Genomic DNA, 22,893 nt, shown 5'->3' on the forward strand with positions numbered 1-22,893 from the left:
CTATTAAGAATACTTAGAGAGCTATTAATAAATCTGTAATGGCATTTTGCTAGTTGTAACTTGCCAATTATAGCAAGCGAGGACGCGATGCAAGGCCAAAGTGAATTCCCAGAGATGGATCAACTGCTGAGTATACTTAAGCAGTTTCCAGATAAGCTTAAGGTAGAGTTATTGTGCGATGTTAAGGGCAATGGCGACACTTTGTACCCGGTGCATGCCATGAGCTTAGGCAAAGTTTCTATCGATAAACCTGGGGTGTTGTTTGTGGGCGGTGTTCACGGCGTTGAGCGTATTGGTAGCCAAGTGGTGTTGTCTTTTTTGGCTAGCTTATTACAGCGACTCGATTGGGATCTACAATTGCAGCAGTTACTCGAGGAGTGCTATGTCGCTTTTATTCCCATTGTTAACCCAAGTGGCATGGTGTTGCAGCGCAGAGCAAACGCTAAGGGCGTTGATTTAATGCGTAACTCACCAAGTATCGCTAAAGATGGTGCGAGCTTTATGGTTGGTGGGCAACGGATAAGCAGCAAGTTACCTTGGTTTCGTGGCAATAAAGATGAAGCTATGGAATTGGAGAATAGGGCGCTTTTAGAATTTGTAGAAACCAAGCTATTTCCTCGGCCTTTTAGCTTGGTACTCGATTGCCATAGTGGCTTTGGTCACAGTGACCGATTATGGTTTCCTTATGCAAATTCTGCCACCCAAGCTATTGCAGATCTCGGGGCAGTCTATCGCTTACGAAAAGCGTTTTTCACCGGCTTCCCACATCAAAATTATTTGTTTGAGCCGCAAACCAAGCATTATGTTTGTCACGGCGATCTTTGGGATTACTGTTACGACCAATCGTTAAATCATTCCGGCAGTTTTATTCCGCTAACATTGGAGATGGGCTCTTGGCGATGGTTAAAGAAAAACCCGCTGCAAGTGTTTAATAGCCTAGGATTATATCACCCAATGAAGCCGCATCGAGTGCAACGTGTATTGAGGCGTCACTTGGTATTAATGGAGTTTTTAATGGACGCAAGCTATTCATGGCGAAGCTTGTTTAATGACTCACAATTGGAGTTAGATAAATTGGCCGCCATCAAAAAGTGGTATTCATGAGCAAGCTTCAGCGGCCAATTGTACTGATTAGAGGTTTGGTCAGGGAGCAACGTCATTGGGGGGATTTTTCTAAGCTTCTCCAGCAGGCATTCCCAGAGCGTTTAATATTGAGTTTTGATACGCCTGGCAATGGTCTCTTATGCCACTTAACCAGCGCCGATACCATTGCTGATATGCGGCAAAGCTTGCGAATTCAGCTTAAGCTCACAAACGCTAACATCGATTCTGTCGATATTGTGGCTATTTCTTTAGGCGGAATGTTGGCGGTAGATTGGGCAACGCATTTTAGTCTTGAAGTTAATTCTTTGGTGCTGATCAACTCTTCCAATGCGCAGTTTTCGCCGTTCTATAAACGGTTAAATTGGCGTATCTATCCGTATTTGCTCAGTGCCGTATGCTCAAGCTCTTCGAGTGACCGCCAATCAAAAATTTTGCGATTAACCAGTAACTTCCCTTTAAAGCACCAACCAGTGCTGGACTTTTGGCTTAAGTGGGCTGAGCAATGCCCAGTGAGCCTAAAAAACGCTTATTTACAGCTTAAGGCGGCAGCTGCGTTTAAAGCTGCAAATAAACCAAAGCAAGCGTTGCTAGTTTTAAATAGCCGTAGAGACAAATTAGTGGATGCCAGTTGTAGTACCGATCTTGCTAGGCATTGGCAAGCAGACTTAAAGCAGCACCCAACTGCGGGGCATGATCTCCCCTTAGATGCGCCGCGATGGACAGTGAGGCAAATTCAGCGATGGCTTAGTGAATTAAGCTGCTAACCTTAAAATCGAACAAGTGACTTTACTATTAATCTTTAGGAGAGTGTTTATGGGTAAATGGCTGTATATTTTAAGCTTGTTTTCATTCTCTACGCTAGCTAATCAACTGGCCATTGAAGTTATAGAAGGTGCTTATCCAAAGCTTACTTTTCGCATAGAAGCGCTTGAACAGCTTGAACTTAAGGCGCACAACAAAGCCAGTAAAAATGACCAAGAGCAGGTCTTTCAAATAAGTTTACCTACAAGCTCTGCCTGCGTGGCTAATAACTTACAGCTGTTAAGAGGTCGTTTAATTGCTGTGGAGTTCGCTTGGAATCAAAGCATTCAGCAGCAAATATCTATATTAAGCCAAAACCAACTATGGAAAGATTTTGCCTATCGAGTAACGGTTCCTAGCTCTAACCCTAGCTGTAACTTGCCCAGCATTGAGTTGAGCTTTCCAAGTTTGTCCACCTTTAATAGCGGTTGGGGAAGGGTAAATGTTAATCAGGTTTCAGGCGTAAACGCTCATAACTTTTTTGTGATGCAGCAGGTTGGCAATAGTTATCAGTTCAATTTAATTAGCCCCAACCACACTAAAGCCCAACAATACTGGCTAAAGTTTTATGCTCAGTAGCTCTATCTGCGGCGCTTCATCAAACTGTCATATTAAATTGTGAACACTATGTTTCAATATACAACCAAAATGACTTAGGTAGTTTTGTTTGAACCAACCGCTAATTCAAGAGCCCGTCGCTAAACTTAAGAAGCTAAAACGATATCAATATGAACGTTACGCGGTGTTATGCCGTCTGGCTTATCCGTCGGCCATGGAGGGCGTGACAGAGCAGTTAGACAAGTATTTGTATCAAGACGTGTTTGATCGCTGGGGGCGTTCCACTACGCGAGTGCTTTGGAAAGAGAACAAAGACGAAGTGATTGTGGTGTTCCGCGGTTCAATGAATATCTTTGATTGGCTGGTCAACTTAGCCTTTATCCCGCGTAAATATCGCCTTGGAAAAGAGCATTATCATGTGCATTGGGGTTACTTACAGCTTCTTGAGCAATTAAGCTGTGATCCTAATCGAAGCAAGCACAAGTTAACGGTTTATCAACGCCTCGAATCGATACTGCTGCCTTTGATGGAGCAGGGTAAACGTATCTCGCTTACCGGGCATTCTTCGGGTGGTTGTATGGCGGTTTTAGTCGCCGATAGACTAGAGCGGCAATATCCTAAGAAAGTAAAACGAGTAGTCACTTTTGGCCAACCCGCTACTGGGCTGTGGAATTTTAAGAAACATTACAAATTGCACCGCAAAACCTATCGGATTTGCTGTGACTTAGACATTGTAACCTTCCTTCCGCCTTTACCTTTTGTATATTGGCATGTGGGCCGAATGCTGTGGTTACATGATGAAAAGATTTATGAAAACACGCCTACTTGGTATCGCATGAGTAAATCGTTAGTGAGTTGGCTATTACTGCCGTTCACCTATCACTATATGCGTAAGTATATCCGCAACAAAGACTATTTCGACGAACATTAAAAAGGAGTTCTAGGCTCTAGGAGCCTGCAGCGCTGCGGTAAGATTGCACGGCACGAATGCCTTTTTTACTTACGTTAACCACTTCTGTTCTTGGCCAACGTCCACACATTAGCGTGATGAATTGCTCATCTTCTTTGTAGTAAACATAGCGTTGCCCTTGCCCCAAACTACAGCACACCGGTTTGTCATCTAAATAGCTAATGCTAACAAAGCCATCTTCCGAATGTACGCTAGGACACCAATCTTGGGTGGTTCCACCATGGTGATTGGGCTGTTGAGCACGCAATACGGATAACACGTCTACGGTGTTGGCAGGGTGAGTAGAAAACCAATTAAGATAGTCAGAAAAGCTAAGCTCTTTGTCATAAAACTTTGCCAAGGTTACTTTTTGCATTTGCAATATAGCTAAAACCATAACTAACAATGCGATGATGAATGGAAAAAGTATTCTGTAGAACAAAGTTCGAAACATTGTGCCTGCCGTAAGTATTGTGACCGCGGACGATTCTAACAAAAATGTGATGTATGTCTAATTATTATTGGCCTCAACAAGGATTCTTTATAAGCGGCAGTACTAGCTTATAGATAAAGTGAATTTGCAGAAGCCTCTTGGTTAGTTACAGTTTTGCTAACTGGAGGGTGCAGATGTTACGCAAAATTTTGTTAGTGGTTATTGTTCTAAGTCTACTAATCGCTTGGTTTAGTCATGATTTAGTTCGCGCAGTATTTGAAGCAACTGCTTTTTTGGCGGTGCTTGTTATGCTGGGTGCGTCCTTACTTAACAAAAGCAGAGACACACCTAACTAACTGGTAGTGCCTAGTCTCATTCAGTTCTTTTAGTAGAATGCCTTGATGATAAGCAACGAGCCCACCGCAATGCAGACCCAAAGGCTAACGCCAAGCAGCAGCGGTTTGCTACCAGCTTGCTGTAAATTCTTCGCGGTTAAACCGTAGCCAATCAAAAATAAACACACGCCCAATAACTGTTTAGAAAGCTCAAATAATCCCTCATAAACAGCTTCAAACATTGGTACAAAGTTGCTGATTAGCATGGCTATGATGTAGAACAAAATGAAGTAGGGTATCGAAATCTTGGCATCTTTCTCTTTGAATATTACCGCACTTAATAATGCAACGGGAATAATCCAAAGAGCCCTTGCAAGTTTAACTGTTGTCGCAACACTTAATGCTTCATCACCATAAGCAGCTGCAGCGCCCACCACTGATGAAGTGTCATGAATAGCAATGGCTGCCCAGTAGCCAAATTGGCTTTGGTTTAAATCAAATAAGTGGCCAAGTAGTGGGAAAACAAAAAGGCCACAGGCATTTAAAATAAACACAGTGGCTAAAGCCAAAGAAATCTGTTTGCTGCTAGCTTTAATCGCAGGTGAAACGGCAGCAATAGCACTGCCGCCACAAATTGCGGTACCTACTGAAATTAAATAGCCAGTTTTGCGCTCAATTCCTAGAAGCTTAGTCGCTACTAAGCCAAGAATTAAGGTGAAAGCGATAGAACCAACAATTAAACCAAAACCATGCTGGGTGTACTGTATGGCTTGTGTGATAGAAATGCCAAATCCTAAACCTACAACAGAAATAGCCAATAAGCGTTTAGTGAGCGCGCCCACATCAATGCTTTTTGGCGTTAAGCCAAAGCTGGCTAAGCAAGCGCCGATTACCAGCGCACCGGGACCATTTATGAGTGGCGTGATGATGATTAAACAGAAAACAATGCACAACACATCGGCTTTGTTCATTTGTTTTAACTTTTCTAGCATTCTAAGTCCTCTACAACTGACCTAAGTATACGCCGTGAAAGGACTTGCTGCTTGTTAGAATTTTAGTGACCAAATTTCAGGATAAAACTATATCTAACTGTATTTATGGATAAATATTATTGCATATAAGTAAAACTGATTAATTTAATCGATATTATTCATCAGCTTGAAAAGCCAAATTATCGGTAAAATAGTTCTTCTTCTATCTGTGGTCTCATCAACTCTGTCACTCTTTTTCCCTCTGCTATTGCTTCTTCCGCTCGATGAAAATCCATAATCCCGATATCACCCAGCTTTGGAGATAACAAAATATCAGGAGGATCACCCGCCATTCTTGTGCGGGTTAAACGTTCTTGCATAATGTTTATTGAGGTAGACATTACGCCTATCATGCCTGGCGAACGATTATTATTCGGCTGCTTTAGGTTACTAAGCATGGAGTTAAGGAAGTCTTTACCGCCACCTAACAAGCGCCAAAATGGTTGCTCGTTCGCGTTGCTATCTTGCTCGTTCAATTCCAGGGGATGATCGGTTAGCGCTATTCTTGATTTGTCATTATTAAGGTTTACCGCGATAACCATGTCGGCGCCCATTGCTCGACAAAGAGATACCGGTACTGGATTCACTACCGCGCCATCTACCAGCCACTGATCTTTTAATCGATAGGGAGCCATTAGTCCCGGCATAGCACATGATGCACGCACTGCGTCTCTAACTTTGCCTTTTTGCAGCCATATCTCTTTTCCTGATTCCAGCTCGGTGGCTACCGCGCCAAACGGGATTGCAAGTTGCTCAATCTTATCGCTACCGATGTATTTTTCTGCAGCATTAAAGACTTTTTCTCCGGTGAGCAAGCCACCACGGTAAAGGGAAAAATCCATTAAGTTAAATACTTGCCAACTGGAAAGGCTTAAGGCCCACTCATGCAGTTTGTCTATTCGTTGGCATGCGTAAGCTGCGCCAACTAAGGCGCCGATTGAGCAGCCAGACACAATATGCGGGCGGATCCCCATATCTTGCAGGGCCATAATCACTCCTAGGTGAGACCAACCTCTTGCTGCGCCACTGCCAAGCGCTAAGCCAATTTTCAACTCACTTTTACCTGTCATTATCATTCCATTAAGGTACTTTTATCTTTGGCATTGTTGCTTAAACTTTATCAATATCCTAGTGATCGTTAAGCTTAAATTGAGCTGGCTATCATTTTGATGTCCTTAGTAATAAATACAACGTAGTGCTAAGTGTTTATTAATGGTAAGTCGCTGTGACAAAACGTAAATCTAGGTAAAATTCATTGAAATCTACCTAGTGAAGAATTTTACTGGGCGCAGCAACTCCAGTTATGTCTTATCATTAATTCTACATCTGATGAATAAACCAGAGAGTTATGAGCCAAAAGAATCCTGTGGGACGGCCCAAAGGCGACAGCCAAGCGAGAGACAAACTATTGGATGCTGCAACCCAACTTTTTTCGAAGCTTGATTACGACAAAGTATCGATACGTATGGTAGCCAATAAAGCAGAAGTTGATGCAGCATTAATTCGCTACTACTTTGGCTCTAAGGCTCAGCTATTTGGAGAGATGTTAAAAACAGTCTCCAATCCGGTGTTTAATACTTTGCAGCAAGGCAAGCAAAATACCGACGTCAGTGATTTAGGCAAAGTCATGCGCGCTTACTACACCACCATGGTGGAAAACCCGTACTTTCCTAAACTTATATATAAATTGTCAGGTTTGCCCAGAGAGCACGAAAGTGCCCGGCAACTTGAGCTTATGATTGGCAATATGGGGCGGTTTAAAAGCAAAGCGCTTTTTGAACAGTTGCTAAATAAAAAAGCCTTGTTAGAGGGTATAGACCCGGAAATGGCGCAAATTAGCTTTCTGAGTTTGATGGTGTTTCCGTTCTTAATGCCTGAACGATTATTGGAAGCCAATCAAATTGAATTATCGAAACAAAAATTTTTAAAACTTGCAGATCACAACGTTCAGTTGCTTGAGCGTGGATTGTTTAAATCAAAGGAACAACGTAATGCAGCTCAATAAACCTTGGTTGATTTTTCCAGGCATTGCTATTGGCATATTTTTTCTAGTTCTCGCCATTACGACCAAAGAAGTCGCGCCATTAAATGCTCAGCATCAGTCTTCTCGACTAGTTGAAGTCACAGCGCTAAAACAGCAAGCCGCAGCGCCTTTGGCAATCGCCTACGGCAGGGTAGAGCCTAAAACGAGCTGGGAAGCAGTAGCAGAAGTGAGTGGAAACCTGGTTTATCGTCACCCCTTGTTAGAAGAAGGGCGATTTTTACCCAAGGGATCGTTGTTACTTAAAATTGATCCTCTCGAGTACAGTTTAAAAATGGTTCAAGCTGAAGCCAATTTAAATGCCAGCATGACTCAGCTGGCTCGTTTAACTCAGGAAGAAACCAACTTAAAAACTAGCTTAGATATTGAGCGCCAACGAGCTTTGTTAGTAAACGAAGAATACAAGCGTAAACAAAAGCTTAAAGAGCAGAATCTTATTTCCAGCTCGGAGTTAGAAAACCAAAAGCAAAATGTACTCATTCAAAACAATGTTGTGCAAGAGCTTGAGAATGCTTTGCAACTTATTCCAGATGATAAAAGGGTTGCAGAAGCTCAATTAGCGGTAGAAAAAGCCAAGTTTGAAGATGCTCAGCGCCAACTTAGTAAAACAGAAATAGTGCTACCTTTTGATGCCAAGATTGCAGAAGTGAATATTGAAACGGAGCAAGTGGTTAACTTGCAATCGGTAATGGTGGTAGCGCAAAAACTGGATGTAATGGTGGCAGACGTTCAGTTGTCACTCACCGATATGCGCCACTTAGTGAGCAGCGTACAGCATTATCAAAATGCTTTGGGTTTGCCGTCTATCGATGAGTTAGAGTTCGAAGCATCGGTAAGCTTGGTAGCCTCTGGTATTGAATACCGGTGGCCAGCCAAAGTAACCCGTGTTGGCGAATCGGTAAGTGTAGAGCAGGCCACCGTTGGTATGTTCTTAGAAGTTGAGCAAAACATTGCCGACATGGACTTAGCGCAACAAATTCCTCTTACCAAAGGCATGTATGTTCAAGCCACTATAAAGGGTTATCCGCAGCAACACTTTGTAGTGCCAGAAAGGGCATTGCACGGCAGCAATATTTACCTAATGGACGGCGAAAATAAGCTGAACATTATTCCGGTGACAGTGATATTTAGAACCGAGCAGGGTGTAGCAATCAGTGGTGATATTAGCAGTGGTCAGCAGCTGATTCTTAATGATCTTATTCCAGCGGTAGAGGGAATGAGTCTGCGAGTAGAGGAAGCGCCAAATGCTTAATTTCTTTATTCGCCATCCTACTTTAGCAAACTTGGTTATGGTGAGCTTTTTACTACTTGGCTTTAGTAGTTTAGGTACTTTGAAGCGGGAAACTTTTCCTGAATTTACCAATCCCTTCATTATCGCAACTGTGGTTTATCCGGGTGCTTCACCCAGTGAAGTAGAAGAAAGCCTATGTATGCGTATGGAAGATGCTGTAGATGGCTTGTCGAGCATTGAAGAAACGCGTTGTGAAGCGGTTGAGGGGCTAGGTTCGTTAGTTGTAAAACTCGATGGTAACGCAGACGTAGGCCGAATGCTGGTTGATATTCAAACTGAAATCAATGCCATTAAGGATTTTCCAGAGCAAATTGAACCGCCAGTTGTTAAAGAAATGGACTGGGCAGAACCCGTTGTAGATATTGCTATTAGTGCACCTGCGACTTGGCCTGATTTGAAAGCCTACGCAGAGGAGTTAAAACATAGCCTAAAGGTTGATTACGGCGTAGCGATGGTGACTGTTAGTGGCTTCTCAGATCATCAGTTGCGCGTAGAATTAGACCATACCGCGCTACGAAGGTTAAACCTAAGCGTTAACGATGTAGCCAATACCATTAGCCAGCAAAACATTAATTTGCCGGCGGGGACCATAGAGCTTACAGATAAAAACTTATTGATTCGTTTTGATCAGCGTAAGCGCGATCCTCTTGCCTTAGCCAAAACGGTAATTGCATCAGATAACAATGGCAGCGTGGTGTACTTAGGAGATATCGCCAGCATCAGCGACAGGTTCGAATTAGATGAAGAGAAAATTCTATTCAACAATCTTCCTTCTGCAGTACTCAAAATTAGCAAAAATAAAGCCGATGATGCTTTAAGAATTAAACAATCGGTACAGCAGTTTGTCGACGACCAAAGGCTTATTACCCCTGAAGGTGTCAGTTTAACCCTCACCAATGACATGTCTTCGCTATTAAGCGATCGCTTAAACATGATGCTAAAGAATGGTTGGCAAGGGATTATCTTGGTGTTTTTGAGTATGTGGCTGTTTTTCTCGTTGCGATACTCTTTTTGGATAGCTGCAGGCTTACCAGTTGCCTTTATGGGTGGTTTGTTCCTGATGTCGGTATTTGGGCTGTCGATAAACATTATGACGCTGGTGGGCCTGCTTATGGCTATTGGCATCATGATGGATGATGCGATTGTTATTGCGGAATCGATTGCCGCTCATCTAGAGCGAGGGCTAAGCGCCGACCAAGCAGTGGTTAAAGGGGTTAAAAAAGCTGCGCCTGGGGTTATCTCGTCGTTCTTCACCACCATTTTTGTATTGGGCAGTTTAATGTGGCTAGACGGGCAAATGGGCGCGGTATTAAGCGTGGTGCCCATGGCTTTGTTATTGGTACTTTGTATTAGCTTGGTAGAAGCGTTTTTGATCCTGCCTAACCACCTTCGTCATACCTTGCAGCACCAAGGTATTGAAAGGCCCACAAGTGGCTTTAAAGCAAAATTTCTAGATGCTTTCGAAAGTTTTCGACTAAACAAACTTGTTCCAGCCGTTACCTTCGTAGTGAAGTGGCGTTACATCTCACTTGGTGCAACTTTGGGTTTGTTGCTGTTGTCGTTCTCTTTGGTGATTAGCGGATTAGTTAAATTCACCGCGTTTCCAGAATTAGACGGTGACATAGCAGAAGCCAGAATTATCCTACCGCCAGGCTCTAGTTTGAGCCAAACCGAAGCCTTGGTTACGGAAATTGTTAATGCAGCGCAGCTGGTTGGGGAAGAGTTCACCAACAATAACAACGAGCCGCAAACGCTGATCCACGATATAACCGCGCAATACAATTTTAATGCTGATGCCGGTGAGTCTGGCCCTCACGTGGCTACCGTGCGCCTAGATCTGCTTTCTGCAGAGGTCCGCAATAGTTACATAGAAGATTTCATCGCTGCTTGGCGGGAACAGGTAGGTGATCAAGCATTGCCTTTAGCTTTAGCCTTTACCCAACCGACAATGGGCCCAGCAGGGCGGGCGATTGAAGTGCGTTTACAACACTCTAATCTTGATACTTTAAAATCTGCATCGGTTGAGTTGCAGGCTTATCTAGGTAAGTTCCAAGGTGTGAACAGCATTCTAGATGACATGCGTCCGGGTAAAGAAGAGGTGGTAATTTCACTTCGAGGAGGGGCGGAGTCGTTTATGGTTAATGGCCAAATGGTGGCGGAACAATTACGTGCTTCTTACCAAGGAACCATTGCAGATGAGTTTCAGATTGGTCCAGAGAACATGCAAATTGATGTAAGGCTAAACAAGCAACAGTCGGGAAGCTTACAAGCATTAGCTAACTTTCCGATTGTACTGGCGGATGGCCAACAAGTACCTCTATCTTCCATCGCAAACATTGAATATCAACGTGCTTATGTTCGCATCCAACGCATTAATAGCCTGCGTACAGTAACTGTAATGGCAGATGTTGATACTAGGACTGCTAATACCAATGAAGTAATGCAATTGGTACAAAGGAGTTTTCTGCCAGAGCTTCAAAAGCAGTTTCCTGGTCTGCGTGTTGATTTTGAAGGAGAGGCTAAAGAAAGTGCCAAAGTAGGGGCTTCATTAAGTAAAAGCTTTGCCATTGGTATTTTTGGGGTGTTTGCTATTTTGAGCTTTCAATTTAGAAGCTACTTAGAACCTGTGGTCGTGCTTACAGTGATTCCCATGGCTCTAATAGGCGTATTGTGGGGCCACTTTTTGTTAGGCCATAACTTAAGCATGCCGTCTATTTTAGGTTTTATTTCCCTAGCGGGCATTGTTACCAATGATTCGATATTGCTGGTGCAGTATATCCGGCATCACTTGGATGAAGGTGACGACGTTTATCAGGCTGTTGTTAACGCGAGTAAAGAGCGTTTTAGAGCGGTGTTTTTAACCTCCTTAACCACTGCTGCTGGTTTACTGCCGCTTTTACTCGAAACCAGCTTACAGGCTCAAGTGGTGCAGCCTATTGTGGTATCGATAGTGTTTGGGATTATTGCATCTACCATGATGGTGTTGTTTATTATTCCAGCAGCTTATGCGGTACTAGCGGATTGGAACTTGGTCCATAAACATAAATCATTGCAGCAGGAGTAAGGCTTAAGCTCGTGACTCCTCACATAATTTAACTGTAAAAGACTGGATGTATATCCAGTCTTTAGGTTAAGCTAAGCGCAGTTAGTTTAGGAGTCTATGCAGTGATCGCTACCATTAAAGGTACCTTAGAAGAAAAAGTCCCACCGTTCGTTCTAATTGACGTAGCCGGAGTTGGCTACGAGATTCAATTACCCATGAACTGTTTTTATCAATTACCTGAACTGGGTGAGTCAGTGCGCTTATTAACTCACTTTATCGTGCGTGAAGATGCTCAGTTACTTTATGGCTTTCATGATAAAGCTTCTCGCTCATTATTTAGAGAATTGATAAAGGTAAATGGTATTGGTCCTAAAGTAGCCTTAGCCATTCTATCGGGCTTAAGCTGTGAGCAGTTTGTGTTTGCCGTAAAACATGAAGACTTATCAAGTTTGGTTAAAGTACCGGGCATTGGTAAAAAAACGGCGGAACGCTTATTGGTCGAAATGAAAGACCGCTTGAAAAACTGGAATGTAGAACTTCCAGAAACTCCAATTAGTGATAGTCTAAGTAGCCACGGCGATTTACCCTTACACGCAAGTGTAGATCCTAAAGATGAAGCTATCGCAGCACTAGAATCTTTGGGTTACAAAGGTAACCAAGCGGATAAGTTGGTGAAACAAGTGTGGACCAGTGGCATGAGCAGTGAAGAGCTGATCAGAGAAGCCTTAAAAGCGGCACTGTAACAAAGGTATTTTAGATGATTGAAGCTGACCGTTTAGTAGCAGCCACGCCAATAGTAGAAGAAGAGACGGTTGATCGTGCGATTCGACCTAAAAAGCTTGAAGATTACACCGGTCAACAAGCGGTTGTAGAGCAGCTGGAAATATTTATTGAAGCCGCTCGTCGTCGTGATGATGCTTTAGATCATCTACTTATATTTGGCCCTCCAGGCCTGGGTAAAACCACTTTAGCTAATATTGTGGCTAATGAGTTAGATGTAAATATTAAAACCACTTCTGGACCGGTGTTAGAAAAGGCCGGTGATTTGGCGGCGCTGTTAACTAATCTAGAGCCTGGCGATGTTTTGTTTATCGACGAAATCCATCGTTTAAGCGCTGTAGTAGAAGAAGTGCTTTACCCGGCTATGGAAGACTATCAGTTGGATATCATGATAGGCGAGGGCCCTGCAGCACGGTCAATTAAATTAGACTTACCTCCCTTTACTCTAATTGGTGCTACTACCCGCGCAGGTATGCTGACTTCGCCTTTACGAGACCGATTTGGCATTGTGCAACGCTTAGAGTTTTACAAAACTAAGGACTTGGCCGATATCGTCAAAAGAAGTGCCCATTATCTCAATTTAGACTTAGATGAAGAAGGCGCTTGGGAAGTGGCAAAACGTTCTCGAGGCACTCCGCGTATTGCAAATCGTTTGTTACGCAGAGTGCGCGATTTTGCCGATGTTAAGTTTGACGGAAAGGTAACTCAGCAAGTTGCTGCCCAAGCTCTTGATTTGTTGAGTGTAGACAGTGCTGGTTTTGACTACATGGATACTAAGTTGCTTAAAGCGATAACCGAGACTTTTGCTGGTGGGCCAGTAGGTTTAGATAATTTAGCCGCTGCAATTGGCGAAGATAAAGAAACCATTGAAGATGTACTAGAACCATTCTTAATTCAACAGGGTTTTTTGCAGCGTACTCCTCGCGGACGTATCGCTAGTGATAAAGCCTATTTACACCTCGGTTTAGACCTTCCTAAACGATAAAAATGCTGTCGTTTAATAACGACAGCATTGCTAAAAATTAGGCTTAAAGTGTTTAATTTTAAGCCGTTATCTCAGTTTTCTTTGTCAATTATCTAAATTAAGTGTTTAGAGTCTTAACCTTGGGCACCAGCCTGTGTATAGTAATTTGTAATTATATATTTGGGATAGGTGTAATGTCGGTTTTAGCTGTTCGGGTTTACTACGAAGATACCGATGCTGGCGGGGTTGTTTATCATGCCAACCACATAAAGTACTTCGAACGAGGCCGTACAGAGTGGCTTCGTGACTTAGGCTATGATCAAGATGTACTAATGAAACAAGATTTGTGTTTTGTGGTGCGCTCGCTAAATATTGACTACAAACTTCCTGCTTTATTCAATCAAATGCTCTCGGTGGAAACCACCATCGAAAAAATGAAGAGAGCCAGTTTGGTGTTTGAACAAACCATTAGAAATGCTGATCAACAAGTCATCGCCCACGGAACGGTCACTGTAGCTTGTGTCACATTGTCATCAATGAAGGCCACGGCCATTCCTGAAACATTAAAAGAGGATTTACTCGGTGCACTCTGATATGTCATTTATCGGCTTGTTTTGGCAGGCGAGTCTATTAGTTAAGTTTGTAATGTTATTGCTAGTGAGTATGTCTGTTTATTCGTGGGCAATGATCATTAACCGTAATCGAGTATTAAAAGCAGCTAAAACTGCCAGTGATGCTTTTGAGCAAAAGTTTTGGTCTGGTGTCGACCTTAACAAGCTTTATCAAGAGAGCAATGCCCGCGCAGACCACCTGCAAGGAATGGAGCAAATTTTCCATTCAGGCTTTCGTGAGTATGTGCGTTTACATAAATCCAGTGGCCGCAGCGCCGACGCGGTAATGGATGGTACGTATCGTAGTATGCGTGTGTCGTTATCTCGCGAAGTTGAATCTTTAGAAAACCAATTGCCTATGCTTGCTACCATTGGTTCGATTAGCCCATACATTGGCTTATTTGGCACCGTATGGGGGATTATGAATGCCTTTATCGCTCTAGGTGAAGTGCAGCAGGCCAGCTTAAACATGGTTGCTCCAGGTATTGCAGAAGCCCTAATTGCAACAGCGATGGGATTATTTGCAGCCATTCCAGCGGTAATTGCCTTTAACCGCTTTTCAACGGGTGTTGCCAAGCTTGAGCATGGTTACGCCAACTTCATGGAAGAATTCTCTAGCATTTTACACCGCCAAACTCATAGCGGTAGTAACTAAGAGGAGCTAGCGTGAATCATTATCAACGTCCTAAACGACGTTTAGTTGCCGAGATTAACGTAGTACCGTACATCGATGTGATGTTGGTATTACTGATCATCTTTATGGTAACAGCGCCGCTTATTACCCAAGGGGTAAAAGTTGACCTTCCGCAAGCCAGCGCAGAAGCAATGCCAGAAGACAGTAAGCCACCTTTAGTTGCCACCGTGACAGAAAGTGGCCAGTACTATCTAGATACTGGCGAAGATGACAACTCTGCTAATCAATCTCTTTCGGGTGATGACTTAAAAGCAGTGGTGATGGCGCATTTGCAATTAGATCCAGATTTACCGGTGGTTGTGCGTGGTGATAAAAACGTGCGCTACGAGCAAGTGATTAACTTGATGGTATTACTGCAAAGCGCCGGTGTGCCTTCTGTGGGTTTAATGACTCAGCCAGACGAAAATTAAAATAGGAATAGCATTGAAGTCGCCTTTTAGCTTATCCATTGTAATTTCAATACTGTTGCATGCAGTGCTATTTGTCGCCTTGGTTTGGTCGGTTGATTTTGAGCGCGTTAAATTAGAACCAACTCCTAGTGCTCCTATTATCAATGCTACTGCTGTAGATATTAACCAGGTGACAAAGCAAGTTGAACGGATTAAACAACAACAGAAAGATAAAACCAAACTAGAGCAACAACGGATTGCTAAAGCTGAAAAAGAAGCCGAGCAAGCGCGCAAAAAGCGTTTAGCCGAAGAAAAGCGCATTAAGCAGTTAGAGCTAGAAAAACGTCAACAAGAAGATGCTAAACGTAAAGCCGATGAGCAGGCGCGCCGTGCTAAAGAAAAACAAAAGCTTGAGCAACAAAAAGCCGCTAAAGCCGAAGCTGATCGTATAAAGAAAGAAGAACAACGCAAAGTAGCGGAAGCTGCTGCAGTAGCTGCTGAAGCTGAGCGAGTACGTAAACTTGAAGAGCAACGCAAAGCAGAACAAGCGGCTAAAGAAGCCGAAGAAGCTGCTCGTAAGGCTGAAGAGCTACGTAAACGTAAAGAAGAAGAAGCCCGAATTGCAAAAGAGAAAGCAGCCAAAGCGGAAGCAGAGCGCAAACGCCAAGCTGAAATTGCTCGCCAAGAGGCTGAGTTTGAACGCTCAATGCAGGCAGAAATGGCAGCAGAAGCAAACTCTCGTCGTCAAAGACAAGTACTGGGTGAAGTAGATAAATATAAAGCCATGATACTGTCTACCATTCAACGCAATTTGTTGACTGACCCAAGTATGCAAGGTAGAACATGTAGAATTGAAGTTAGCATGGCTCCTGGTGGTTTTGTTATTAATACCAAGGTATTAGAAAACGATGAAGCTGTATGCGCATCAGCGAAACGAGCTATATTGAAGGCGGGGTCGCTACCTGTATCAAAAGATCCAGAAGTATTTGCTGAGATGAAAACACTTACTTTAGTAATAACACTTTAAAAATAGGAATAGCGGTGATGATTAGAAAGTTTTTAGTGAGTGTGGGCTTAATGTTTGCATTTATGAACGTTGCTCAAGCTAACCTAGAAATTGTAATCACGGAAGGCGTAGACAGTGCACGGCCTGTTGGTGTTGTGCCATTTGTTTGGAAGGGACATGGAAACGTTCCGCTAGATTTAGCAAAAGTAGTGGCTGATGACTTACGTCGTTCGGGTAAATTTAACCCGGTGACCGTTAGCGAGATGCCGCAAACACCTCAAACAGCCGAACAAGTAGATTATGAAGCTTGGGCAGCCTTAGGGGTTGAGGCTGTATTAGTTGGTAATGTCGAAGCCTTAGACGGTGGAAAGTATAAGGTTAGCTATTCCTTAGTCGACGTCTTACGTGGACAAGTAACAGCGGGCAACAAGCAAGAGTTAAAAGATGGTCAATTAGTCACTAGTCAAGACCATGTGTTGTTAGACCGTTTTAAAAGTGTGGCTAAAGCGCAGCTTCGTCAAATGGCTCACCTAATATCAGATGGCGTTTACCAAGCCTTAACTGGTGAACGTGGCGCATTTTTAACCCGTATTGCCTACGTTGTTGTAAATAATGAAGCAAACTATCCTTATCAACTACGAATTGCTGACTATGATGGTCACAACGAAAAAACTTTGTTGCGCTCTCAAGAGCCGCTAATGTCTCCATCATGGTCTCCAGATGGTCGTCAGCTTGCTTATGTGAGCTTCGAAAACCGCACAGCGGAAATCTATATTCAAGATATATATACTTCGCAGCGTACCAAGCTAACTTCATTTAGCGGCATTAACGGCGCACCTGAGTGGTCACCTGATGGTAAACGTATTGCCTTAGTATTGTCTAAAGATGGCCAACCTGACATTTACGTAATCGATGTAGAAACCAAAAAATTACAGCGTATTACTAAAAATCGCCGCATTGATACCGAACCTACTTGGTTACCAGATGGTAATAGCGAGTTGCTATTTTCATCAGAGCGCGGCGGCAAACCGCAAATTTATAAAGTAAATCTCGACACTAAGAAGATTAACCGTGTGACATGGGAAGGCGAGATGAACCTAGGTGGCTCTGTTACTCCAGATGGCTCAGCCCTAGTTATGGTTAGCCGGGTTAACGGGCAATACCGAATCGCCCGACAAGATTTTGATACTGGCTACGTGCAAGTATTAACTAGGACTCAATTGGATGAGTCTCCTACCATTGCACCTAACGGCAGTATGATTATGTACAGTACGGTAGCAGGTGGGCGCCAAGTGTTAGCTTTGGTGTCTATGGACGGAAGATTTAAGGCAACTTTGCCAGCTAAAGAGGGCAGTGTAAGGGCCCCAGCTTGGTCACCCTTCTTAAACTAAAAAAAACTATGCGATCATAAGGAATCCATAATGCAATTCGAAAGAGTAGTAAAAACAGTATTTTTGGGACTAGCGTTTGCAGGCCTAGCAGCTTGTAGTTCAAACAACACTAGCGATAGTGATGTAAGCGAACAAGATAAAGCCGGTGGTGTAGTGATCGAAGATAGCAATACCGGTAGCGATCAAGAAAACTCAGGTGTTGAAGTTGGGGCTGTTGATCCAGTGCTTAGCGCTGAAGAAGAAGAGCGCCAAAAAGCTGCTGAACTTCGTCAAAGCCAAGTGGTATATTTTGAATTTGACCGTTCAGATATCCGTGACGAGTTTGCTGAAATCCTAGAAGCACACGCGAGCTACTTGCGTGACAATCCATCTGTAACAGTACTCATTGAAGGTCACACCGATGAAAAAGGTACGCCTGAGTACAACATTGCCTTAGGCGAGCGTCGTGGCAAGGCGGTATCAAAATACCTACAAAGCCTAGGTGTGTTGGCTTCACAAATCTCTATTGTTAGCTACGGCGAAGAAAAGCCAGTAGACAACTCTCATACTGATGCGGCTATGGCTAAGAATCGTCGCGCTGTGTTAGTTTATTAATACGCTTAATCGTGTAGAGTAATTTATGAAACTTAATATGATTACGGCTACTTCTGTAGCCGTTTTATTTTCAGCCCAAATTAATGCGGCAGCTCCTGTTGAAGAAGCGGGAACAAGCACTAGCACCACTGCAGTTGCCAATAGTTCGGTTGCTTTGTCATCGAGTAATTTGACTATGGAGCAACGTATCGAACGCTTAGAGCGTATGTTGCAGGCCCGTAATCAAGTTCAATTAGATTTGCAAAACCAAGTTGAAGATATGTCTGATAGCATGTCGACAATGGTAGGGCAGTTAGAACAAAGTAATTATCAGATTGAGCAAATGATTGAGCGCCAGCGTGAAATCTATCAAGAGTTAGATCGTCGTTTTGCTCAGTTACAAGCGTCTCCAGTTACCGCTAAGGCCAGCACTGAAGCAGCACCTGTAGCGGCTGGTGAAGACCAATCCTACGACGCAGCAGTTGCCTTAGTAATGCAAGATAAAGACTATGATGCAGCGATTCCTGCATTTCAAAGCTTTATTAAAGATTACCCAAAGTCTAGCTACGCCCCTAACGCGCATTATTGGCTAGGCCAGCTACAATATACTCGTGGGCAACGTGATCAAGCGTCTGAGCAGTTTAATAAAGTTGTTAACGACTACCCCGATTCTAATAAGGTTGCTGAGTCATTGTTAAAACTAGGTATCATTGCCCAGTTTCAAAATAACAATGCTGAAGCAAAAACCTTATTTACACGCGTAGTTAAAGAGCATCCAAACACTGCAGCAGCGGGCTTGGCGCAAACGCGTTTAGCTAAGTTGTAGTCTAAGTTTTAGCAAATAAAGTTCAGTAAATTCAAAATTCTGTACAAACAAGAAGCTGGTTGCTTATTTGCTGAACGCTTAGAAAAAAAGATTCAAATTACTGTTGCACAACAGTCTTAAATCCGTATCATAGGCCGCCGTTGAGTCAGGCCAATTGCGCAAGCAAATTGAAGCAGATTTAACCGAAGTTCAGAGCGGGTTGTTAGCTCAGTTGGTAGAGCAGTTGACTTTTAATCAATTGGTCGAAGGTTCAAATCCTTCACAACCCACCACTTTGACACTTCACTGTAATAGAATTTATGGGTTGTTAGCTCAGTTGGTAGAGCAGTTGACTTTTAATCAATTGGTCGAAGGTTCAAATCCTTCACAACCCACCACTTCTATTGCCACTTTAGTGGGTCGTTAGCTCAGTTGGTAGAGCAGTTGACTTTTAATCAATTGGTCGAAGGTTCAAATCCTTCACGACCCACCACTATTTTGAAACGTTATGGGTTGTTAGCTCAGTTGGTAGAGCAGTTGACTTTTAATCAATTGGTCGAAGGTTCAAATCCTTCACAACCCACCACTTCTTCGTTTCAGAATATGCATTAACAGTAATGGGTTGTTAGCTCAGTTGGTAGAGCAGTTGACTTTTAATCAATTGGTCGAAGGTTCAAATCCTTCACAACCCACCACTGCTGTTGTTGCGAATCTTATCTACGGGTTGTTAGCTCAGTTGGTAGAGCAGTTGACTTTTAATCAATTGGTCGAAGGTTCAAATCCTTCACAACCCACCATTTCCTGTTGTACTTCTCCAATATCTCATCTAATTCTTTAGTCCAATAGCTGCCATTAGCCTACATCGCAGTGTATAATACTCGAACTATTTTTATCTCAGATGTAGTTATGCAACAGCTCGAATATTTTAACGAATCAATTTACCCATTTCCTCCTAAGCCTGCTCCACTTAATGCCAAGCAACGTGCTGCGCATAAAGAGCGTATAAAGCAGCTGCTAATAGAGCAGGACGCGGTGTTGGTTGCTCATTATTATACTGACCCTGAGATCCAGGCACTTGCAGAGGAAACAGGGGGCTGTGTAGCCGATTCTTTAGAAATGGCTCGCTTTGGTAATAACCATCCGGCTAAAACACTGCTAGTAGCGGGTGTGCGCTTTATGGGTGAAACCGCTAAGATCTTAACTCCAGAAAAAAAGGTTATTATGCCTACTCTGGAAGCAACCTGTTCGCTAGACCTCGGGTGTCCTGAAAAAGAGTTTTCTGAGTTTTGCGATGCTCACCCAGATCACACCGTTGTGGTTTACGCCAATACCTCGGCTGCTGTTAAAGCCAGAGCTGATTGGGTGGTAACTTCAAGCATTGCGGTAGACGTGGTTGAACATCTGGATTCTGAAGGCCACAAAATAATCTGGGCTCCAGATAAGCACCTGGGTGGTTATGTGGCGAAGCAAACGGGTGCCGATATGCTGTTATGGCAGGGCGCTTGTATTGTCCACGACGAGTTTAAAGCTAAGGCTTTGCAGCAGCTTAAACAGCAATACCCTGATGCAGCTATATTGGTTCACCCTGAGTCTCCGGAAAGCGTTGTGGCGATGGCTGATGCCGTAGGCTCAACCAGTCAACTAATAGCATCTGCGCAAAGCCTACAGCATAAAAAGCTAATTGTTGCGACCGACAAGGGCATCTTCTACAAAATGCAGCAAGCTTGTCCAGACAAAGAGATGATAGAAGCTCCTACTGGCGGTAATGGCGCCACCTGTCGCTCATGTGCGCATTGCCCATGGATGGCGATGAATGGCTTGCAAGCGATTGAAGAGGCCTTAATCGATGCCAGCGGCAAAGAAGTATTTGTAGATGAAGCGCTAATAGATAAAGCATTAATACCCTTAAATCGTATGCTTGGTTTTGCTAAAAGCAACCAGATAAAGGTGAAAGGTAACGCTTAGATTTTATCGCTTTAAAAAGCCAGCACTTGTTGCTGGCTTTTTTGTACCTAAAGGTTTTCCACACGAAAAACACTATTAATGTTTTTGTTATCAATAATGGTTTGCTATACTTTTTGGGTTTTGTGCCTAATAACTAGCAGAGAAGTAGATGAGAGTTGAAACAGATATAAAGCTGGGTTTTAAAGACGTTTTGATCAAACCAAAGCGCTCGACCTTAAAGAGCCGTTCTCAGGTTGTACTTGATCGGAAGTTTACCTTTAAACATACAGGCAGTCAATGGGAAGGTGTACCTGTTATTGCGGCCAACATGGATACTGTAGGTACTTTTGGATTAGCCAAAGCCTTAGCCGAGCATCGAATGATGACTGCGGTTCATAAGCATTACACTATTGAGCAATGGGCACAGTTTTTAGCCAGCATGTCTGCTGATAAAATCAAATACTTGATGGTGAGTTGCGGCACATCGGATGCGGATTTCGAGAAAACCAAACAAATTTTGGCATTAAATAGTAACTTGCAATTTATATGTGTTGACGTTGCTAATGGTTATTCAGAGCACTTTGTCGGTTACGTACGTAAAATGCGTGAACAGTTTACTGATAAAGTTATCGTAGCGGGTAACGTTGTAACGGGTGAAATGGTTGAAGAGTTAATTCTGAGTGGCGCAGACATCGTTAAAGTTGGTATTGGCCCAGGCAGCGTATGTACAACACGTGTAAAAACTGGCGTTGGTTACCCACAACTTTCTGCGATTATTGAGTGTGCCGATGCCGCACATGGCCTTGGTGGTCAAATTGTTGGAGACGGTGGCTGTACTCAAGCAGGCGACGTTGCAAAAGCGTTTGGTGGTGGTGCTGATTTCGTTATGCTGGGCGGCATGTTAGCTGCTCACGAAGAAAATGGCGGTGAAGTTGTAGAAGAAAATGGAAGCAAGTTCATGAAATTCTACGGAATGAGCTCTCAAACCGCTATGGACAAACACACTGGCGGTGTTGCGGAATACCGTGCGTCGGAAGGTAAAACAGTATTACTGCCGTATAAAGGCAGCGTACAACTTACCGTGCAAGATATTCTTGGCGGCGTTCGCTCAGCATGTACTTATGTGGGTGCGTCTGAGCTTAAAGAGCTGACTAAACGCACTACCTTTATCCGTGTGCAAGAGCAAGAAAACCAAGTGTTTGGCATTACCAAAGTGTAGTGCTTATAAGCGATAAAATTAAAAGCCCTAGGTGTAATGCCTAGGGCTTTTTTGTTAAGAAATAATTTGTTGTAGGCAATGAGATTGCTTTGGGGCCAAACAGACGGGCGATTGAGTAATGGCCGTTTCTACACAAATAAACTGGCTATAGTCGCTAACATCATCCATTTTGTTGGCTAATTCCTCTCCAGGGTTCCAAACAACCACGCTGTCATTACCGCTGTGATGAATGTTTAAGGAATGCTCACCATTAGAGATTACGTTGTTAGCTGCTGACTGTAGGTAGATACGATCAGTCTCTTTGCTAAGCTTAAAGCCCTCAGATTCAACATAGACTTTTTGGCTCAATGCATCAAAGTATTGGGTGCCAAGTGATCCGATGTGTAGTTTTTTTACATCTGTAATGAAATAACTGTGCAAGGCGCCAGTAAATTCAAACTCATGTTGGCTATTATTTTTGGTTTCCAATTCGATATGGAGCTGATTGCTGAAGGTAAACGAGCAAGTTAATGCAATGCCTGGAACAGAGCTATGGTTTAGGCTTAGACGAACGGAGCAGCTATCCTCGCGGGTAATGGTTTCATCTAAAGACCAAAGGCTAGTTCTGGCAAAACCGTGCTTAGGAAGGCTTTCATCGCCTAGGTTGCCAAAGCGCGGCCAACAGATAGGGACTCCACCTCTAATGGCTTTTCCTCGTGTAAACTGACTATCATCACTTAACCAAAGTGTTTCTTTACCTGGGTTAGGGCGGTAGGAGACAAGGTGCGCACCTTGCTTGGCGATGAGTGCTTTCGCTTTGGGATGATCAATCCAATAAAATACCATGCCTTCGGCATTGCTAACTTCAAACACCGCGTTATTTATTTGCTTAACTACTTTTAGCTTCAGCTTTTCTAAGATCATGATTTTTACCTATAAAAAAAGCGACCCT

The 22,893-nt window shown here is 43.3% G+C and carries 23 protein-coding genes and 6 tRNA genes; 25 read left to right on the forward strand and 4 right to left on the reverse strand.

Annotated elements, in window-relative coordinates; all coding sequences use genetic code 11:
- Positions 1-87: 87 nt before the first annotated feature.
- The 4 genes from G6R11_RS20375 to G6R11_RS20390 all read left to right on the forward strand — a co-directional run bounded on the left by G6R11_RS20375 (position 88) and on the right by G6R11_RS20390 (position 3,394).
- Positions 88-1,104, forward strand: coding sequence for a DUF2817 domain-containing protein (locus tag G6R11_RS20375; RefSeq protein ID WP_163134943.1), 1,017 nt, complete (start codon positions 88-90; stop codon positions 1,102-1,104).
- A complete protein-coding gene (locus tag G6R11_RS20380; RefSeq protein WP_163134944.1) occupies positions 1,101-1,868 on the forward strand; it encodes an alpha/beta fold hydrolase in 768 nt (255 codons plus the stop codon). Before G6R11_RS20375 ends, G6R11_RS20380 begins: the two co-directional genes overlap by 4 nt.
- Before the next feature lie 49 nt (positions 1,869-1,917).
- Positions 1,918-2,484, forward strand: a complete 567-nt coding sequence (locus tag G6R11_RS20385; protein ID WP_163134945.1) for a hypothetical protein — start codon at positions 1,918-1,920, stop codon at positions 2,482-2,484.
- An 88-nt stretch (positions 2,485-2,572) separates the two neighbouring features.
- Entirely contained in the window at positions 2,573-3,394 is an 822-nt protein-coding gene (locus G6R11_RS20390; RefSeq protein ID WP_163134947.1) for an Mbeg1-like protein, read from the forward strand.
- 16 nt (positions 3,395-3,410) lie between these two features.
- On the opposite strand, the gene G6R11_RS20395 is transcribed toward G6R11_RS20390, so the two are convergent.
- Positions 3,411-3,788 (reverse strand): hypothetical protein, encoded by a 378-nt coding sequence (locus G6R11_RS20395; RefSeq protein WP_163134948.1) that lies wholly within the window; start codon positions 3,786-3,788, stop codon positions 3,411-3,413.
- A gap of 251 nt (positions 3,789-4,039) precedes the next feature.
- Here G6R11_RS20395 and G6R11_RS20400 point away from each other — a divergent pair, with 251 nt between their 5' ends.
- Entirely contained in the window at positions 4,040-4,201 is a 162-nt protein-coding gene (locus G6R11_RS20400) for a hypothetical protein (RefSeq protein WP_163134949.1), read from the forward strand.
- Positions 4,202-4,230: 29 nt separating this feature from the next.
- On the opposite strand, the gene G6R11_RS20405 is transcribed toward G6R11_RS20400, so the two are convergent.
- Together G6R11_RS20405 and rssA are read right to left on the reverse strand one after the other, a co-directional pair.
- Positions 4,231-5,172 carry a YeiH family protein gene (locus G6R11_RS20405; RefSeq protein WP_163134950.1) on the reverse strand — a complete coding sequence of 314 codons (942 nt, stop codon included), beginning with the start codon at positions 5,170-5,172 and terminating at the stop codon, positions 4,231-4,233.
- A 179-nt stretch (positions 5,173-5,351) separates the two neighbouring features.
- Positions 5,352-6,281 carry a patatin-like phospholipase RssA gene (gene rssA / locus G6R11_RS20410; RefSeq protein ID WP_163134951.1) on the reverse strand — a complete coding sequence of 310 codons (930 nt, stop codon included), beginning with the start codon at positions 6,279-6,281 and terminating at the stop codon, positions 5,352-5,354.
- A gap of 278 nt (positions 6,282-6,559) precedes the next feature.
- On the opposite strand from rssA, the gene G6R11_RS20415 reads away from it, so the two are divergent.
- From G6R11_RS20415 to G6R11_RS20510, 20 genes are all read left to right on the forward strand, one after another.
- Positions 6,560-7,216 carry a TetR/AcrR family transcriptional regulator gene (locus G6R11_RS20415; RefSeq protein ID WP_163134952.1) on the forward strand — a complete coding sequence of 219 codons (657 nt, stop codon included), beginning with the start codon at positions 6,560-6,562 and terminating at the stop codon, positions 7,214-7,216.
- Positions 7,203-8,504, forward strand: coding sequence for an efflux RND transporter periplasmic adaptor subunit (locus G6R11_RS20420; protein WP_163134953.1), 1,302 nt, complete (start codon positions 7,203-7,205; stop codon positions 8,502-8,504). Before G6R11_RS20415 ends, G6R11_RS20420 begins: the two co-directional genes overlap by 14 nt.
- On the forward strand, positions 8,497-11,607 hold the full coding sequence (locus tag G6R11_RS20425) for an efflux RND transporter permease subunit (RefSeq protein WP_163134954.1): 3,111 nt from the start codon (positions 8,497-8,499) through the stop codon (positions 11,605-11,607). The genes G6R11_RS20420 and G6R11_RS20425 overlap by 8 nt, the downstream gene beginning before the upstream one ends.
- Positions 11,608-11,708: 101 nt before the next feature.
- On the forward strand, positions 11,709-12,329 hold the full coding sequence (gene ruvA / locus G6R11_RS20430; RefSeq protein WP_163134956.1) for a Holliday junction branch migration protein RuvA: 621 nt from the start codon (positions 11,709-11,711) through the stop codon (positions 12,327-12,329).
- A gap of 14 nt (positions 12,330-12,343) precedes the next feature.
- Positions 12,344-13,351, forward strand: coding sequence for a Holliday junction branch migration DNA helicase RuvB (gene ruvB / locus G6R11_RS20435; protein ID WP_163134958.1), 1,008 nt, complete (start codon positions 12,344-12,346; stop codon positions 13,349-13,351).
- Positions 13,352-13,524: 173 nt separating this feature from the next.
- Positions 13,525-13,923, forward strand: a complete 399-nt coding sequence (gene ybgC / locus G6R11_RS20440; RefSeq protein WP_163134960.1) for a tol-pal system-associated acyl-CoA thioesterase — start codon at positions 13,525-13,527, stop codon at positions 13,921-13,923.
- Positions 13,913-14,596, forward strand: coding sequence for a protein TolQ (gene tolQ / locus G6R11_RS20445; protein WP_163134962.1), 684 nt, complete (start codon positions 13,913-13,915; stop codon positions 14,594-14,596). Before ybgC ends, tolQ begins: the two co-directional genes overlap by 11 nt.
- An 11-nt stretch (positions 14,597-14,607) precedes the next feature.
- A complete protein-coding gene (tolR, locus tag G6R11_RS20450) occupies positions 14,608-15,045 on the forward strand; it encodes a protein TolR (RefSeq protein WP_163134963.1) in 438 nt (145 codons plus the stop codon).
- A 13-nt stretch (positions 15,046-15,058) separates the two neighbouring features.
- Positions 15,059-16,051, forward strand: coding sequence for a cell envelope integrity protein TolA (gene tolA / locus G6R11_RS20455; RefSeq protein ID WP_163134964.1), 993 nt, complete (start codon positions 15,059-15,061; stop codon positions 16,049-16,051).
- Positions 16,052-16,068: 17 nt separating this feature from the next.
- Positions 16,069-17,421, forward strand: coding sequence for a Tol-Pal system beta propeller repeat protein TolB (gene tolB, locus G6R11_RS20460; RefSeq protein WP_163134965.1), 1,353 nt, complete (start codon positions 16,069-16,071; stop codon positions 17,419-17,421).
- 30 nt (positions 17,422-17,451) lie between these two features.
- Entirely contained in the window at positions 17,452-18,015 is a 564-nt protein-coding gene (gene pal / locus G6R11_RS20465; RefSeq protein ID WP_163134966.1) for a peptidoglycan-associated lipoprotein Pal, read from the forward strand.
- Positions 18,016-18,040: 25 nt separating this feature from the next.
- On the forward strand, positions 18,041-18,820 hold the full coding sequence (gene ybgF, locus G6R11_RS20470) for a tol-pal system protein YbgF (protein ID WP_163134967.1): 780 nt from the start codon (positions 18,041-18,043) through the stop codon (positions 18,818-18,820).
- Positions 18,821-19,016: 196 nt separating this feature from the next.
- Positions 19,017-19,092, forward strand: a tRNA-Lys gene (locus G6R11_RS20475).
- A gap of 29 nt (positions 19,093-19,121) precedes the next feature.
- Positions 19,122-19,197 (forward strand) — tRNA-Lys (locus G6R11_RS20480).
- A gap of 19 nt (positions 19,198-19,216) precedes the next feature.
- A tRNA-Lys gene (locus tag G6R11_RS20485) sits at positions 19,217-19,292 on the forward strand.
- 17 nt (positions 19,293-19,309) lie between these two features.
- Positions 19,310-19,385: transfer RNA gene (locus G6R11_RS20490), tRNA-Lys, on the forward strand.
- 33 nt (positions 19,386-19,418) lie between these two features.
- A tRNA-Lys gene (locus G6R11_RS20495) sits at positions 19,419-19,494 on the forward strand.
- A 26-nt stretch (positions 19,495-19,520) separates the two neighbouring features.
- Positions 19,521-19,596, forward strand: a tRNA-Lys gene (locus G6R11_RS20500).
- A gap of 109 nt (positions 19,597-19,705) precedes the next feature.
- The gene (nadA, locus tag G6R11_RS20505) at positions 19,706-20,764 is read left to right on the forward strand and encodes a quinolinate synthase NadA (RefSeq protein WP_163134969.1); all 1,059 of its coding nucleotides are present in this window, start codon (positions 19,706-19,708) and stop codon (positions 20,762-20,764) included.
- 148 nt (positions 20,765-20,912) lie between these two features.
- A complete protein-coding gene (locus G6R11_RS20510; protein ID WP_163134971.1) occupies positions 20,913-21,962 on the forward strand; it encodes a GMP reductase in 1,050 nt (349 codons plus the stop codon).
- Between the two features lie 54 nt (positions 21,963-22,016).
- Here the strand turns inward: G6R11_RS20510 and G6R11_RS20515 are convergent, their stop codons facing one another.
- Positions 22,017-22,865, reverse strand: coding sequence for a D-hexose-6-phosphate mutarotase (locus G6R11_RS20515; protein ID WP_163134973.1), 849 nt, complete (start codon positions 22,863-22,865; stop codon positions 22,017-22,019).
- Between the last annotated feature and the right edge of the window lie 28 nt (positions 22,866-22,893).

It is taken from the genome of Agarivorans sp. Alg241-V36, from assembly GCF_900537085.1.
Lineage (GTDB): Bacteria > Pseudomonadota > Gammaproteobacteria > Enterobacterales > Celerinatantimonadaceae > Agarivorans.

Bases quoted from the DNA above. Each gene is read 5' to 3' on its own strand.
- G6R11_RS20375 (WP_163134943.1), top strand. From the start codon at position 88: ATGCAAGGCCAAAGTGAATTCCCAGAGATGGATCAACTGCTGAGTATA.
- G6R11_RS20380 (WP_163134944.1), top strand. From the start codon at position 1,101: ATGAGCAAGCTTCAGCGGCCAATTGTACTGATTAGAGGTTTGGTCAGG.
- G6R11_RS20385 (WP_163134945.1), top strand. From the start codon at position 1,918: ATGGGTAAATGGCTGTATATTTTAAGCTTGTTTTCATTCTCTACGCTA.
- G6R11_RS20395 (WP_163134948.1), bottom strand. From the start codon at position 3,788: ATGCAAAAAGTAACCTTGGCAAAGTTTTATGACAAAGAGCTTAGCTTT.
- G6R11_RS20400 (WP_163134949.1), top strand. From the start codon at position 4,040: ATGTTACGCAAAATTTTGTTAGTGGTTATTGTTCTAAGTCTACTAATC.
- G6R11_RS20405 (WP_163134950.1), bottom strand. From the start codon at position 5,172: ATGCTAGAAAAGTTAAAACAAATGAACAAAGCCGATGTGTTGTGCATT.
- rssA (WP_163134951.1), bottom strand. From the start codon at position 6,281: ATGACAGGTAAAAGTGAGTTGAAAATTGGCTTAGCGCTTGGCAGTGGC.
- G6R11_RS20415 (WP_163134952.1), top strand. From the start codon at position 6,560: ATGAGCCAAAAGAATCCTGTGGGACGGCCCAAAGGCGACAGCCAAGCG.
- G6R11_RS20420 (WP_163134953.1), top strand. From the start codon at position 7,203: ATGCAGCTCAATAAACCTTGGTTGATTTTTCCAGGCATTGCTATTGGC.
- G6R11_RS20425 (WP_163134954.1), top strand. From the start codon at position 8,497: ATGCTTAATTTCTTTATTCGCCATCCTACTTTAGCAAACTTGGTTATG.
- ruvB (WP_163134958.1), top strand. From the start codon at position 12,344: ATGATTGAAGCTGACCGTTTAGTAGCAGCCACGCCAATAGTAGAAGAA.
- ybgC (WP_163134960.1), top strand. From the start codon at position 13,525: ATGTCGGTTTTAGCTGTTCGGGTTTACTACGAAGATACCGATGCTGGC.
- tolB (WP_163134965.1), top strand. From the start codon at position 16,069: ATGATTAGAAAGTTTTTAGTGAGTGTGGGCTTAATGTTTGCATTTATG.
- pal (WP_163134966.1), top strand. From the start codon at position 17,452: ATGCAATTCGAAAGAGTAGTAAAAACAGTATTTTTGGGACTAGCGTTT.
- ybgF (WP_163134967.1), top strand. From the start codon at position 18,041: ATGAAACTTAATATGATTACGGCTACTTCTGTAGCCGTTTTATTTTCA.
- nadA (WP_163134969.1), top strand. From the start codon at position 19,706: ATGCAACAGCTCGAATATTTTAACGAATCAATTTACCCATTTCCTCCT.
- G6R11_RS20510 (WP_163134971.1), top strand. From the start codon at position 20,913: ATGAGAGTTGAAACAGATATAAAGCTGGGTTTTAAAGACGTTTTGATC.
- G6R11_RS20515 (WP_163134973.1), bottom strand. From the start codon at position 22,865: ATGATCTTAGAAAAGCTGAAGCTAAAAGTAGTTAAGCAAATAAATAAC.